Raw genomic sequence first — 12,719 nt, 5'->3', positions numbered from 1 at the left:
TTGATAAGGGGCTAAAGATATGCCAGAGATAAATGAAGCAGATGTCCTACAAAAAGCCTGAGGCGAAGGAATGCAAGAAGTGACGGTGACTGTGCAATATTCAAGGGGAATGTAGCAAACAGCGATGAATGAGAAATGGAGCCGCTAGGTGTTGGTTCGCTTGGGTCTGCAACACGGAGCGTCTCAATTTTTCCTTTGGCACTATCTACCTTGGTTGAGTGTTCCCGCTGTTGCCATATCTGCCACAAGCTAAATAACCCAAGCCGATAAAAACCGGGGCGAATGAGCGGTGTTACGGGTTCGGCCTGAAGCGCTTGGCTTAGCCAGTAGAGTGTTTTGTGCGGTTTACCATAGGCATAGCATTGATGGGCAAAATAGATATAAAAGCTACTGCAAGACAGGTGAAATAGAAGAGGGGAAAGGGTTGGGCACTTCTGGCGCACTTGTTCCAGCATGAGCAGGTGAGAACGGGCCATCTGGTCAAAGTCTCCTGACATACTGCTGGATACTTTGCGATAGCCCACCAAAACTTCTGGCACAACAGCAAACTGAAAATGTATGGCCAGGCGCAGGTATAAATCCCAATCCTCACAACCCTGGGCATTTTGAGCCTTGAGCTGAGGGTCGTAGTAACCAACCTGATCTAGACAACGCCGACGGATTAACGTTGCACTGGCATTGGCAATGAAATTATGGCAGAGCAGGGTCTTGAGTACGTTTCCCTGAACCATATCGGCATGGATAATCCCCAAGGATTGATCCTGCTCATCGATGTCGATAGACCAGGCATAGGCCACTGCGGTATTGTCTCCCGCGTCCTGGAGCCTTTCCATCAGTTTTTCGACGGCCTGAGGATGCCATAGGTCATCGGCATCGATGGGAGCAACAAATTCGCCCTGGGCATGGGCGATCGCCAAATTACGTGCCGCTGCAACCCCTGCATTGGTTTGATGCAGAAGTTGGAGTCGGGAATCCTGGTGGGCGATCGCGGTCACGACCTCTGGAGTCTGATCGGTAGAACCGTCATCAACCACCAGGATTTCCAGATTTTGATAGGTTTGGCTTAGCACCGAACGGAGGGTTCGTTCGATCAAGCTGGCTGCATTGTAGGCAGGGATGATTACCGATACCAGGGGCTTATCGCTAGACATCAGCTCGTCCTATGAGTTATTTCAATGTGAGGTCAACCCTCACGTGCACCGTTTCCATGTCTGAAAATCTTGGGGGCTGATCTTTCAAACATCTCTTTGGCGTTGAAGGAGCTTTAGATAGTTGGATTGATCTTGAGGTAAGGGTGCTTTCTGTAGGTTTCCCACAAAAAAACACCCACCCACTCTGTGCTTCGCTTTAGCTGTACTGCAACTGTTGGGCGCCCACAGGAACAGCAACCTCTGCTTTAGAACGCTCAAACTCCTCGTAGTAAGAGCGTTCGGTGTTAACGTCCCATAAGGGATGCTGTTCGCCGATGATATTGCGGGCGGCCAATAGCCCGGTTAGCATCGAATGATCCTGGTTGTTATAGCGGTGCATTCCGTTCCGGCCAACGGTCTGCAGGTTCTCAAAACACTCGATATAGTCTTGAATCACTTGCAGGTGCTGGCGATATTCGGCATCGTAAACGGGATATGCTTTCCGCTGACGAATGACCGTACCGTCCTCGATCGCCATAGAAGGTTGTACCAGACCAAGCCCTCGTGCCTCCTGACTGGCGAGCTTGATCAAGTCAGCATCCGAGGTTTCCCAAAGAGCATCCCCCTGGCTACAGAAGTACTCCATCCCTAAACAGGTCTTGCTAGAGTCAGGTACCATTTCAGGGCTCCAGTTTTTGAAGTTCTGAATGCGTCCTACCTGGAATTTAGGGCTGTGAATGTAGATCCAGTTGTCAGGAAATAAATCTGGAGCATCTACCATGAGGGCCACAATCAGGAAGTCGCGATATTTTAAGGAGCGTGCTGCATGCATCACCTCTTCGGGTGGGGCCGGATTCATGTATTGCAGTAACTTGCTCACTGGCATACTGGAAACGAAATGGTTACCCTCAAACGTCACTGGGCTACCGTTCTGCTCCGCTACAACACGGGTGATTCGGAAACCTTCACGTTCAATGCGTACAACACCTGTATTCAGGTGAACAGGGTTGCCCTTCTGCTCTAGCAGGGTTTGAAACCGCTCCCACATCATGCCGGGGCCAAGGCGGGGATAAACAAACGATTTAATCAGGGTTTTGGTATCGGTGCTGCCAAAGAAGGCATCTGTAATGGCTTTCTTTAAGGACAACCCACGAATTCGCTGGGCGGCCCAATCAGCGCGAATTTGGTCACAGGGAATGCCCCAAACTTTTTCGGTGTAGGTCTTGAAAAATGTATGGTAAAGCCGCTCACCAAAGCGGTTGATAACCCAAGATTCCAAATCTTCCTCCTGAGGTAGAGGAGAAACCCGAGATTTAAGATAGCTCAGGACGATAGCCAGGCTATTCCAAAAGCCCAGTTTGAGTAAGGCATCCTTGGGTTCCAGCGGGTAGTTGAAAAAGACGCCATCGTAATAGATGCGGGAAAGCCGAGGGACTGAGATCATCTCGTCGCCCAGTACTTCCTCCCAGAGTTGTTCAACTTCCTTCACCTTGGTGTAAAACCGATGACCACCGATGTCAAAGCGGTAACCATTGTAGGTTTCGGTACGGGAGATGCCACCGACGCGATCGCCCTGTTCTAGAACGACAGTCGAATGTCCGTTTTTAGCCAGCTCATAAGCTGATGTAAGACCTGCAGGGCCTGCACCAATGATTACGGTGGATGGGTGAGTCATGAAAATCTCGTTAGTTCTAAGGGACTGAGTAGCTCAGGGATGAACGAAGCATATCGGGGCACACTCAAGCGTCTAAGTTCTCAGAAGCAAGAGTTGGGAAGCTTAGCGTACTCATTAGGGAAGATAACCAGTACTGGCAGCAGCCGATGGCAAACCCAAGCCCGCCATAGAGATAGTACAGCCAGTGCATAGGAATCGTTCCTAGCGCGAACTTTAGACCCCGTTTCCGTTTGAAGAAGCGGTAAACTGAAGCATTAATCCACAACAGCCCTGCCCCTAAAAAGAAGGCAACTAGCAAAGCCAGTTGCCATAGGGGGGAAAGTAATAGTGCGGCAACGAACCCGTAAGCCAAAACGACACTGACTCGGCTAGAGGTTTGTAAGTTTAGGTCGTTGTTTAGAGCTTTGTTCTCAAGAATGAGTTGAGTCCAGGGAAGTGCACGGTAGAAAAAGTCGGCTTTAAGTAGGGTGACCAGGCCCCAGCGCTTCAGATGCTTCACCTGGAGATTTTTGCAAAGTCGAATTTGGTATCCTGCATTTCTCAAGCGATAGCCCAGATCAATGTCTTCAACACAGGGGCGGCGGAACCGCTCGTCAAAGCCGTTGATAGCAAAGAATGCTTCTCGTCGAATTGCACCGCAAGCTCCCCAGAAGGTCGATGCATTTTCATCAGAGATTTGATGCGTGTAATGGTGAAAGAGGTTGCGATATTGAGAAAGAAAATCAGGGCACCCAGGCGCATCATCATAAGACCCAATCACGGCGGACAAGTCCGAAGAGCGGAGAAATAGAGTCTGAATTGTGTCGATGACGTTGGGCGCGATTTGCACGTCGGCATCGACAAAAAATAAGATATCGCCACTGGATATCTTGGCTCCATAATTCCGTGCAACTGCTGGCCCCCGATTAGTGGGTAGATTCACAACTCTAAAGCCATGCTGTTTGGCAACGTAAGTTGATGCATCATCCTGTCCATCTACTACAACAATTACCTCAAGGGGAGCCGGACAAGCAGTCTTTAGGGCATTGCAGCAGTTAAGAAAAGCTTCCCCTCCGTTGTACACCGGAACAATGACAGAAACCGAAGGGATATTGGACAGGCTCATAGCGATTTCCTTGGGAACAAACAGGGATTAGATGAGTCTAAGGAAGTGAATTTGGTTTAGAGATTGTCGAGTTTAAGGAGTGAAGTAAGACGCCTTTAGAAAACCTATTCTTCTAACCTTGAGCTGGAATTTCCCTAGTTAAAAAGCAATTTTGGCTAGAGGAGTTACGCTTGAATCGAAACTCATGAAAATTGCAGCAGAAGGTTTTTTGACGAGGTTTCTGTCTCCCTCAGAACCAATATTTCAGCCTCTTGTTAGAGATTATGGCCTTTCTTTTGGTCAGGTACCCTTGGGATTCCAGCGGTTTCACCAATATTTCATGCGCCGGCTCTAACTATAAAGACTTCATCACGAATAATCCTTTTATTCGTCTTAACTGTACAGATTCGATTATTTGGCTGCTGGATAATTTAACTCCCTAAAAGCTATAGAAAAAAGTTTGTTGACAATTGTTCTCCTAGTAATCTCTCTGAATTGGAAAATTATTTGAAGGTAAGGTAAATTAAATTCGTGAAATTACGGAGGAAATTGAAGTGAAAAAATGATTCAAAATTTCTTGTTGATGACTTCTTTATGTAAAAGAATCTTTCCTTGCAATCCCTTCACAATTAGGCGCATTCTTGCTAGAAATAGCGTTATATGGTCAATGAAGTTAGAGGAAATCGTCACTTTTTAAAGGCCTAGAAAAATGGCTTGAGCTTGTGAGGGGGCTTGTAATCTGTGATGCCGATTACCGTCGCACCTACCTTAAAGTTCCCACAACTCAAAAAGGTGTTTTCATTAACTTCAAATAAAATTTTATTTGTTCGAGGATTTATCTATGCCTATTTGGGACCCGGTAAAAACCCGTGCGAAGGCAGAGCTCTCCCTGACGGATGCTGAGCGTAGCGCAATTTTGGCGAAGCTGCCTCAACGGGAGGATGGTACGTACTGTGCGGATGCGATTTTTGAGGGGGGAGGTGTTAAAGGAACGGCTTTCCTGGGGGCGCTACGTTGTTTTAACGATGTTGGGATTCAGTGGAAAAAAGTTGCAGGCACATCAGCAGGAGCTATCACGGCCACTCTGGTCGTGGCTGATCTGGGCATTGATACCTTAGAGCAAATCATCGGCGGGTTGGATTATCTGGCGGCCTTTCTACCGCAGAAAACCAGTCCCTTTATTCTGAATGGAGACCCCAAGGATGATTTGGATAAGCCCATAGGCATGATCCTGGGCCTGCTAACCAACCAGAAACTTGGGCAGTATTCGACTGACCCCTTCAAGCGGTGGTTGCAGGACGTATTAGGCGATCGCCTCCGTACCTTTAAAGACATTGCCTGGCGGGATGGCCGTGCCCTGAAGGTGGTGGTTTCGGATATTAGTCTGGGGGAAATGCTGGTGCTTCCAGATGACTTGAACCGGCGTATCCAGGGGTATCGGGTTCAGGATGGCCTGGATCGATCGCTAGAGTTTGAGGTTGCCGAGGCAGTACGCTTATCCATGAGTATTCCCTTCTTCTTCACCCCCGGCAAATTGGGTGATAGCACCATTGTGGATGGTGGCATTCTCAGTAACTTTCCCCTTTGGCTTTTTGACGTCACCTCCCCCAACCAGCCCCCCCGTTGGCCGACCTTTGGGCTACGGCTCTCAGAGGATGGGCAACGGCAAAAAATTGGCAATGCTATCGATATCTTCTCGGCCCTTCTACAAACGGCGATGAAGGCGAGCGATCGCTATCACCTGCAACGCAATGGGCAGGGGCGTGTCATCCACATCAATACAGAAGGCGTCAGTGCCACCGAATTCAACCTCAGCAATGAGACAAAAGACTACCTTTATATAAACGGTTATCGAGATACCAAAAAATTTCTACTGGAGGAGTGGTCTTGGGATAGGCACCTGAAGTTGCGCGGGTATGATCTGGCGTCTATCTAAAGGGGCTGAATCTTTTTTCAAGAAAAATCCATTTCTCTGCCCTGATCCCCTTGCAAACTGCGCAGTCGCGTACCACACTGTTGGTGAAACTGATAAGCGTTTAATAGACGGTTAAGGGGGCGCTGGTGAAAAGAGTTTTAGCCATTATTCTAGGAGGCGGTGCAGGTACCCGCCTGTATCCCCTCACAAAATTGCGGGCCAAACCGGCAGTACCGTTGGCGGGTAAGTATCGGCTGATCGATGTGCCTGTGAGCAACTGTATTAATTCTGATATTTTCAAAATCTACGTTCTGACGCAGTTTAACTCAGCGTCGTTGAACCGCCATATTTCTCGCACCTACAATTTCTCCAACTTTCATGAAGGATTTGTCGAGGTGCTGGCGGCTCAACAAACTCCCGAGAACCCCAATTGGTTTCAGGGTACTGCGGACGCTGTACGCCAGTACATCTGGTTGTTCCAAGAGTTCGATGTGGATGAGTACCTGATTCTCTCCGGTGACCACCTTTACCGGATGGACTACTGCCATTTCATCGAACACCACCGCTCAACTAACGCCGATATCACCCTTTCAGTGATTCCGATTGATGAGCAGCGGGCGTCTGATTTCGGTTTAATGAAGATTGATAATAATGGACGCGTCATAGACTTCAGCGAAAAACCCAAAGGGGAAGCCCTGAAGCAGATGCAGGTGGATACCACCGTCCTGGGGCTGAATCCTGAAGATGCGAAACAAAGCCCTTACATCGCGTCCATGGGTATCTATGTTTTCAAGCGCGATGCGCTGGTGGATTTGTTGAAGAAGATGCCAGAGCATACGGACTTTGGTAAGGAAGTCATCCCCAATTCCGCAAAAGATTACAACCTTCAGGCCTACCTGTTTAACGACTACTGGGAAGACATCGGGACGATCCAGGCTTTCTATGACGCAAACCTGGCTCTCACCCGGCAGCCACAGCCGCCTTTCAGCTTTTACGATGAAGAAGCTCCTATCTACACCCGGGGTCGCTCTCTGCCTCCCAGCAAACTGTTGAATTGCGAAATTACCGAATCGATGATCGGCGAAGGCTGCATCATTAAGGATTGCCAGATTCGCCACTCTATTCTCGGTATTCGCTCTCGGGTTGAAGCGGGTAGCATTATTGAAGACACGCTGATTATGGGGGCCGACTTCTATCAGCCTCTAGTGGAACGTCAAACTGTCCAGAACACGGGTAAGCCTCCGATGGGTATTGGCTCTAACACCGTGATTCGTAAGGCCATCATTGATAAGAACGCCTGTATCGGCTCGGATGTTCAGATCATCAACAAGGATCACGTTGAAGAAGCGGATCGTGAAGCTCAAGGCTTCTATATTCGCAGCGGCATCGTTGTTGTTCCGAAGAACGCCTGCATCCCAGACGGGACAATTATCTAGTTGGCGCAACTGTTGATCATGATTGGGTTGCCAGGTAGTGGAAAGTCTACCCTGGCAGCCCAATTTGCTTTAGAAGGTTGGACATGGGTTTCGACCGATCGCATCCGAGCTCAACTTTATGGTGACGAGGCCATTCAGGGAAATTGGGCGCAGGTATGGGGGGAGGTGCAACGAGAATTGCGGGCGATCGCCCAACTCCCCCACGGCAAAGCCCTCTACGATGCGACGAATGTTGTCCGTCGCCCACGACGTCAGTTGATTGCCCTGGCTCGTAGCTGGGGTTTCAGGCGGGTCACGGCCTGTTGGTTGGATGTGCCGTTGGAGGTTTGTTTGGAGCGAAATCAGAGGCGATCGCGTCAAGTCCCAGTTGATGTCATTTGCCGCATGCATCGACGGCTAGAAGGGGGAAGGCCCAGTTTAGAAGAGGGGTTGGATGCGTTAATTACAGTAGATTTTATGCCCACTCAATGCACGGATAGCCTGACGTCATCTGATTAACCTCAATTTGGGATAAGCTCAAAAGCCCATTTTGTAGTGTGTGAAGCACACTACAAAATGGGCTTTTTCGAGGGGCGCGCTTTGCGCGCCCCTCGAAAAAGCCCTTAACCCGAACTCAGGTTGATTAGGAGAGTTTATTTTTGAAAAGCTGGGCGGAGCCCAGCTTTTCAAAAATAAACTCTCCTCGCTCTAAGCGCTTAGCGCGATCAAGTCAGCCTCTTTACAGGATGGCTTTCAGTAGAGGGGCCGCTCCATATCGAATGACGTCTGTACAGGGGAGACCGATTTCTGCTTGGGTTTGAGCGATCGCCTTCTGAGCGGTTTCATCATCTAAGTGGAATGTATTCAGGGCAATTCCTACAACTTTTGTGGGGGCGAATGTGCCCCCGGCAGCGGCGATAGTTTCGTAGACTTGAATGGCCGCTGGCAAGGAGGGGATTTGGAAGTCTGGAAAACTGTGGATGTGGGTTTGTCCGGCGCGGTGTACCAGGATGAGGTGAGTGGGTTGGCTCCCGCGTATCAAAGGGAGGGTGGCCGTGGAGGCAGGGTTCATGAAGGAACCCTGGCCCTCAATATGTAAAATGTCGTGCTCATGACCATACTTCATCACCATCTGCTCGACGGCTCCAGCGGCATAATCAACGCGCACTGCATCGAGAGGAATGCCATCCTCTCCCAACATAAGCCCAGTCTGCCCGGTGGCAATGAAGCGCGATCGCATCCCCTGTTCTGAGCAAGCCCGATGTAGCTCCAGGCTGGTGGACATCTTGCCCACACTCATATCAGTACCTACGGTGAGAACGCGGCGGCAGGGGAGCGATCGCGCCTTGCCACTGCCAACCGTCAGCCCCGTGGGCTCCTGGCGCACGTCCCAGATCCAGCGATCCGGTTGAAGGGCAGCTTTCAGATCCGGTTCCTGGGCCATACGAGTATGCAGGCCGTTGACGATGGAGAGCCCTGCCTCCAGCGCTTGCTTTAATTCTGCACGCCAGGCGTCGGGTAGTGCGCCACCTGAGGGCGCAATGCCAATACTGAGTACGGTGGGGCCGTAGGCGAGGGCATCTGCGACAGACGCGACGATAGGTATAGGGCGATCAATGCCAGTTAATTGAGTCAAGTCTTCCCCGGCACAGTCTTGATCAATAACAGCCACGATGGGGAGGTTGCTATAGCGAAGTAATGAGATTCCAGTTTTCCCCCGGTTGGTCGTGGTGCCCCCATGGAGCAAAATGGCTACGCGATCGCCAGAACTGAGCATAAGTTTCCCTGAGCGTCTTTTCTGATTTAGATTAGCGAATCCTTAGAAGTGATTTTGTAAAAGGGCTGGAATTTTGTGTACCCTATGCACGCAAAATCAGCAATTCTCATTATGAGCTTCAAAGCCGAGAGTTTGCGCCCGTCGGGCGCGAACTCTCGGCTTTGAAGCCTGAAAATAGCCCGCAGAAGGCGGGCTATTTTCAGGCTTCAATTCAAAAACGTCAGTTCGGGATAAGCCGAACCACCCATTATTGCGTGCGCGTCGCGCACGCAATAATGGGCTTTTTCGAGTGCCGCGCGAAGCGCGGCACTCGAAAAAGCCCTTAACCCGAACTGAGGTTCAAAATGAGAATTGCTGACGCAAAGTTCCAGCCCTTTTACAAAAACAGCTCGTATGCTACGCTGATCTGCCATATCTAGTGGTGTGGGATGGGCTATGACACAATATGAGCCACGGTATGAACAGCCGTCTCTATTTTCGGCAGCAGATGTGTCGGGAAGTTATCGGGTTAATGCCCCCTCCATGCTGCTGGATATTAGCCCAGAAGCATTGCAAGGCTGGAAACAGCGTATCTTTGACTTTCAGCAACAGGTGCGAGAGCAACCGGCCCCAACGCAGGTCAGTTTATTTGACCTGGAACCTACTCCCACCCAGGCAGATAGCTTAAATCCATTTACCTTACCCAGGCAGAACACGGAATTTTGGCGATGGCAAGCCAGTGACACGGGAACCTCTGCCCTCTATTTCGTGATTGACGAGGAGGTTCCTTTGCTGCTGTATGTGGGGGAAACGGTGAAGTCCAATCAGCGATGGAAAGGCGAGCACGACTGTAAGCGATACCTGGATAACTACCGGATGATCCACTACACGCACCAGATTCCCACGCAGCTCAACATTGCGTTTTGGCCCCACGCGCCACAGGCTACCCGACCTCGGCAACAGTTGGAATTGGCATTGATTTTGAAGTGGCGATCGCCCTTCAATAAGGAGAACTGGACTCTTTGGGGCACACCTTTTACCGGTGGGAAAAGCCCTGATTAAACGCAAAGAAAAACCGCACCTTAAGGTGCGGTTTTTCTTTGTAATTTGTCTAGGAATGAATAGCGACGAGCTGACGCTCATCGACATCCTTGAAGATGCGATCGCGACGAGCCTTTACAAATACCTGCTGAGCCCGACGCAAATCTAAGGTGTCAAAGTTTTCGCGAGAAAGGTGAGCTGTTATAAATTGCCCATCGGCGAGTGACAATTCCACCTGAATTTCACGGCCTAGGTGAATCAACCGCTCCACAGAAGCTGGAAGGGTACCTGCTTCCGGTTCAGAACGAATGACAACGTCGTGGGGACGCAGGAAGAGTCGTTGGCTGTCACGCGCTGCCGAATGGCTTGGCACTAAGTGGGATGCGCCCGACAGTACGTTGACCGGGCCAATGAAACTCATGACAAACGGGGTTGCCGGGTGGTCGTAAATCTCGGCGGGAGAGCCAATTTGTTCGACCCGCCCTTTATTCATCACCACAATTTCATCGGCAATTTCCATGGCCTCTTCCTGGTCATGGGTTACCAGAACTGTTGTGACATGAACTTCATCATGCAGTCGGCGAATCCAATTCCGCAGATCTTTGCGGACTTTTGTATCCAACGCGCCAAAGGGTTCATCCAGTAGAAGCACATTGGGTTCAATCGCCAGCGCCCGAGCCAGGGCCACCCGTTGCCGCTGACCACCGGAGAGTTGGGAGGGGTAGCGATCACCCAATCCCGTCAATTGCACTAATTCCAGTAGTTCATCAACACGATTCTTAACCCGTTTTTTAGGCCATTTATGAATTTCTAGGCCAAAGGCAATGTTCTCCCGTACCGTCAAATGCTTAAACAGGGCGTAGTGCTGAAACACAAACCCAACGTGGCGGTCTTGCACACTTTGATGGGTCGTATCTCGCCCTGTCACCCAAATGCGGCCTTCATCTAATGTTTCCAGGCCAGCAATCAGACGCAGCAGCGTAGATTTTCCAGAACCAGACGGGCCTAACAAAGCTGTTAGAGAACCTGTTTCAACTTCTAAGCTGACCTGATCGACGGCCTGGAAATCTCCAAAACGACGGGAGACATTTTCTACTTTGATTCCCATAATCCTCTTTTTTGATAGCCAGCAATGGTGGCGGGGCTAACGGGCTAATTCTATCGAAATGCAATCAAAATTGCATCCTAAAAAAAACAAGCTACATTTTGTTTGAATTCCCCTCTTGCCATGATACACTCATAAGCCGATAGGGTTTATGGTGATTGTGAAATACAGGGTACTAGGAAAATGCCTCTTGCGTCTGCCTTGTACTTTGTATCAAGCCTTTCAGTAATTAGCCTCGCCACCTAAATCGTTAGATTCGCCGCTTTCTAGGAGTTAGCAACAATGGTTCAGTTTGGGTTTAAGTTCTTCGGTAAATCTTCTGCGCGATCGCCCCAGGCTCAAGAAGCAAGCAACTTAACAGTTAATCGTTTTGCCTCTCGGCCCGTTAAGAGAAGAACTGCTCTATTCCTTAGCGGCTTGGCGATGAGCTTTGCAATTGTATCCTGCACGAATTCTGGCACAAATACAGAAGCAGGTAGCGCAAGCCCCGATGCGCAGTCTGCTGAATCTCCCAAGCCTGACGTAGAATTGACCCTCGTATCCTTTGCGGTTACTCAGGCGGCTTATGAAAAAATCATTCCTCTGTTTGTAGAGAAGTGGAAGGCAGAGCATAACCAGAACGTTACCATCAACCAGAGTTACGGCGGTTCTGGTAGCCAGACTCGTGCCGTTATTGATGGCCTAGAAGCTGATGTTGTTGCTCTGGCTCTGGCTCTCGACACCAAAAAGATTGAAAAAGCAGGGCTGATTCAGCCCGGTTGGGAGAAGGAAGCGCCCAACGATGGCATTGTTACCAAATCCGTTGCTGCCCTTGTGGTGCGGGATGGTAACCCCAAGAATATTCAAGGTTGGGAAGACCTGACTCGGGATGATGTAAAAGTGGTAACAGCAAACCCGAAAACCTCTGGAGGTGCTCGCTGGAACTTTCTGGGAGCTTGGGGCGCTGTAACCCAGGCTGGGGGAGATGAGGCGAAAGCTGAAGAATTTGTGACGAACCTCTATAAAAATGTACCTGTCCTTGCTAAGGATGCTCGGGAGTCTACTGACATATTTTTTGCCCGAGGTCAGGGAGATGTGCTGATCAACTACGAAAACGAAGTGCTGCTGGCGAAGCAGAAAGGTGAGGATTCGACCTTTATTATTCCTGATGTCAACATCTCAATCGACAACCCTATTGCCGTGGTTGATGCGAATGTTGATAAGCACGGTACCCGTGAAGTTGCCGAAGCCTTTGTCGAGTTTCTGTATACCCCCGAAGCGCAGCGTGAGTTTGCCAAGGTAGGCTTCCGTCCGGTTGATAAAGCTGTTAGCCAGGAATTTGCCAGCCAATACCCTGAAATTAAGCAACTCTTCACTGTGGCTGATTTGGGTGGTTGGGATACAGTTCAAGCGCAATTCTTTGATGACGGGGCCATTTTTGACAAAATTCAGGCCTCCATTGGTAAGAAATAGTCCAGAGGGCGATTGAGGACCCCTAGAAGCTTGATAATTCGTGTGCAAGGCACACGAATTATCAACTCAAACAGCCTAGAAATCGGACTTGATCAAGACAAAGGACGATTTGCTTGATAATGAGGAGCGAATTGTCCTTTGCCCTT

11 protein-coding genes are annotated in these 12,719 nt (G+C 49.7%); 5 read left to right on the top strand and 6 right to left on the bottom strand.

Translation table 11 applies throughout. From position 1 onward, the window contains the following. Positions 1–11: 11 nt before the first annotated feature. The 3 genes from NDI52_RS02545 to NDI52_RS02535 form a co-directional block, all read right to left on the bottom strand. The gene (locus NDI52_RS02545) at positions 12–1,151 is read right to left on the bottom strand and encodes a glycosyltransferase family 2 protein (RefSeq protein WP_190770124.1); all 1,140 of its coding nucleotides are present in this window, start codon (positions 1,149–1,151) and stop codon (positions 12–14) included. A gap of 196 nt (positions 1,152–1,347) precedes the next feature. After that, entirely contained in the window at positions 1,348–2,805 is a 1,458-nt protein-coding gene (locus NDI52_RS02540; RefSeq protein WP_190770125.1) for an NAD(P)/FAD-dependent oxidoreductase, read from the bottom strand. 64 nt (positions 2,806–2,869) lie between these two features. Further along, the gene (locus NDI52_RS02535; protein ID WP_190770126.1) at positions 2,870–3,910 is read right to left on the bottom strand and encodes a glycosyltransferase; all 1,041 of its coding nucleotides are present in this window, start codon (positions 3,908–3,910) and stop codon (positions 2,870–2,872) included. 820 nt (positions 3,911–4,730) lie between these two features. Between NDI52_RS02535 and NDI52_RS02530 the strand changes: the two genes are divergently transcribed. The 3 genes from NDI52_RS02530 to NDI52_RS02520 all read left to right on the top strand — a co-directional run bounded on the left by NDI52_RS02530 (position 4,731) and on the right by NDI52_RS02520 (position 7,738). Beyond that, positions 4,731–5,825 carry a patatin-like phospholipase family protein gene (locus NDI52_RS02530; RefSeq protein ID WP_190770127.1) on the top strand — a complete coding sequence of 365 codons (1,095 nt, stop codon included), beginning with the start codon at positions 4,731–4,733 and terminating at the stop codon, positions 5,823–5,825. A 125-nt stretch (positions 5,826–5,950) separates the two neighbouring features. Next, a complete protein-coding gene (locus tag NDI52_RS02525) occupies positions 5,951–7,240 on the top strand; it encodes a glucose-1-phosphate adenylyltransferase (protein WP_190770128.1) in 1,290 nt (429 codons plus the stop codon). An 18-nt stretch (positions 7,241–7,258) separates the two neighbouring features. Continuing rightward, positions 7,259–7,738: an AAA family ATPase gene (locus tag NDI52_RS02520; RefSeq protein ID WP_199307973.1), complete on the top strand. Its 480-nt coding sequence runs from the start codon at positions 7,259–7,261 to the stop codon at positions 7,736–7,738. A 220-nt stretch (positions 7,739–7,958) separates the two neighbouring features. On the opposite strand, the gene NDI52_RS02515 is transcribed toward NDI52_RS02520, so the two are convergent. Beyond that, entirely contained in the window at positions 7,959–8,996 is a 1,038-nt protein-coding gene (locus NDI52_RS02515) for a DUF1611 domain-containing protein (protein WP_190774656.1), read from the bottom strand. Between the two features lie 206 nt (positions 8,997–9,202). Next, on the bottom strand, positions 9,203–9,409 hold the full coding sequence (locus tag NDI52_RS02510; protein WP_190774657.1) for a hypothetical protein: 207 nt from the start codon (positions 9,407–9,409) through the stop codon (positions 9,203–9,205). Between the two features lie 22 nt (positions 9,410–9,431). Between NDI52_RS02510 and NDI52_RS02505 the strand changes: the two genes are divergently transcribed. Continuing rightward, positions 9,432–10,037: a GIY-YIG nuclease family protein gene (locus NDI52_RS02505; protein ID WP_190774658.1), complete on the top strand. Its 606-nt coding sequence runs from the start codon at positions 9,432–9,434 to the stop codon at positions 10,035–10,037. 49 nt (positions 10,038–10,086) lie between these two features. On the opposite strand, the gene NDI52_RS02500 is transcribed toward NDI52_RS02505, so the two are convergent. After that, entirely contained in the window at positions 10,087–11,124 is a 1,038-nt protein-coding gene (locus NDI52_RS02500) for a TOBE-like domain-containing protein (RefSeq protein ID WP_190774659.1), read from the bottom strand. Between the two features lie 279 nt (positions 11,125–11,403). Between NDI52_RS02500 and NDI52_RS02495 the strand changes: the two genes are divergently transcribed. Continuing rightward, positions 11,404–12,573, top strand: a complete 1,170-nt coding sequence (locus tag NDI52_RS02495) for a sulfate ABC transporter substrate-binding protein (protein ID WP_190774660.1) — start codon at positions 11,404–11,406, stop codon at positions 12,571–12,573. Positions 12,574–12,719: the final 146 nt, after the last annotated feature.

It is taken from the genome of Leptolyngbya sp. PL-A3, assembly GCF_039962325.1.
Lineage (GTDB): Bacteria > Cyanobacteriota > Cyanobacteriia > Elainellales > Elainellaceae > Vacuolonema.
Note: the sequence above shows the minus strand (reverse complement) of the source record. Positions and strands in the feature narration are given on the sequence as shown.

Excerpts from the sequence above, each read along its gene's own strand:
- NDI52_RS02545 (WP_190770124.1), bottom strand. The coding sequence starts at position 1,151 with ATGTCTAGCGATAAGCCCCTGGTATCGGTAATCATCCCTGCCTACAAT.
- NDI52_RS02540 (WP_190770125.1), bottom strand. The coding sequence starts at position 2,805 with ATGACTCACCCATCCACCGTAATCATTGGTGCAGGCCCTGCAGGTCTT.
- NDI52_RS02535 (WP_190770126.1), bottom strand. The coding sequence starts at position 3,910 with ATGAGCCTGTCCAATATCCCTTCGGTTTCTGTCATTGTTCCGGTGTAC.
- NDI52_RS02530 (WP_190770127.1), top strand. The coding sequence starts at position 4,731 with ATGCCTATTTGGGACCCGGTAAAAACCCGTGCGAAGGCAGAGCTCTCC.
- NDI52_RS02520 (WP_199307973.1), top strand. The coding sequence starts at position 7,259 with ATGATTGGGTTGCCAGGTAGTGGAAAGTCTACCCTGGCAGCCCAATTT.
- NDI52_RS02515 (WP_190774656.1), bottom strand. The coding sequence starts at position 8,996 with ATGCTCAGTTCTGGCGATCGCGTAGCCATTTTGCTCCATGGGGGCACC.
- NDI52_RS02510 (WP_190774657.1), bottom strand. The coding sequence starts at position 9,409 with ATGGCAGATCAGCGTAGCATACGAGCTGTTTTTGTAAAAGGGCTGGAA.
- NDI52_RS02505 (WP_190774658.1), top strand. The coding sequence starts at position 9,432 with ATGACACAATATGAGCCACGGTATGAACAGCCGTCTCTATTTTCGGCA.
- NDI52_RS02500 (WP_190774659.1), bottom strand. The coding sequence starts at position 11,124 with ATGGGAATCAAAGTAGAAAATGTCTCCCGTCGTTTTGGAGATTTCCAG.
- NDI52_RS02495 (WP_190774660.1), top strand. The coding sequence starts at position 11,404 with ATGGTTCAGTTTGGGTTTAAGTTCTTCGGTAAATCTTCTGCGCGATCG.